The sequence below is a fragment of the Curtobacterium sp. MCSS17_011 genome, assembly GCF_003224275.1.
Lineage (GTDB): Bacteria > Actinomycetota > Actinomycetes > Actinomycetales > Microbacteriaceae > Curtobacterium.
In genome coordinates this window covers 1-932 of the sequence record NZ_QKLE01000061.1, presented here as the reverse complement: position 1 = coordinate 932, position 932 = coordinate 1, and the positions used below count along the sequence as shown (strand labels likewise).

The following is a 932-nucleotide window of genomic DNA, read 5'->3' as shown; positions in this document are numbered from 1 at the left end:
ACCGGCTCCCTGTTCCTCCAGCCCGACCGCAACCTCGCGCTCGAGCTCGTGCGTGCGACGGAGGCCGCCGCGATCCGTGCGCAGCCGTGGGTCGGACGTGGTGAGAAGAACCTCGCCGACGGCGCCGCGGTCGACGCGATGCGCAAGTTCCTCGGCACGGTGAACTTCGACGGTGTCGTCGTCATCGGTGAGGGCGAGAAGGACAACGCCCCGATGCTCTACAACGGCGAGCACGTCGGCAACGGTCACGGTCCGGCCTGCGACATCGCGGTCGACCCGATCGACGGCACCTCGCTCACCGCCGCCGGCCGCCAGAACGCCATCTCCGTCATGGCCGTCTCGGACCGCGGCTCGATGTACGACCCGTCTGCCGTGTTCTACATGGACAAGATCGCCGCCGGCCCCGAGGGTCGCGGTGTCCTGGACCTCGAGAAGCCGATCGGTGACAACATCCGCGCGCTGGCGAAGGCGAAGGGCAAGGACCTCGAGGACATGGTCGTCGCCGTGCTCGACCGTCCGCGCCACGACGAGCTGATCCGCGCCATCCGCGCGACCGGTGCCGGCACGCGACTGCTGCTCGACGGTGACGTCGCCGGTGGCATCGCCGCCGCCCTGCCCGGCTCGACGATCGACATGTGCGTCGGGGTCGGCGGCACTCCCGAGGGCATCATCACGGCGTGCGCGATCAAGGCGCTCGGCGGCGTGATCCTCGGCAAGCTCCAGCCGAAGGACGACGAGGAGCGCGAGCGCGCCATCGCCGCCGGCCACGACCTGGACAAGGTCCTCGATCAGGACGACCTGGTCACCGGCGACAACACGTTCTTCGTCGCCACCGGAGTCACCGACGGCGTCCTGGTCGACGGCGTGCGTCGTTCGCGCGGCGTCATCCACACGGACTCGCTCGTGCTCCGCTCGCGCTCGAACACGATCCG

Annotated in this window: 1 protein-coding gene; it reads left to right on the top strand. The window is 70.0% G+C overall.

Translation table 11 applies throughout. The features are described from left to right. Positions 1–9 precede the first annotated feature (9 nt). Positions 10–932: class II fructose-bisphosphatase (gene glpX / locus DEJ17_RS17455; RefSeq protein WP_110895680.1), on the top strand; the 923-nt coding region annotated here is incomplete at its 3' end.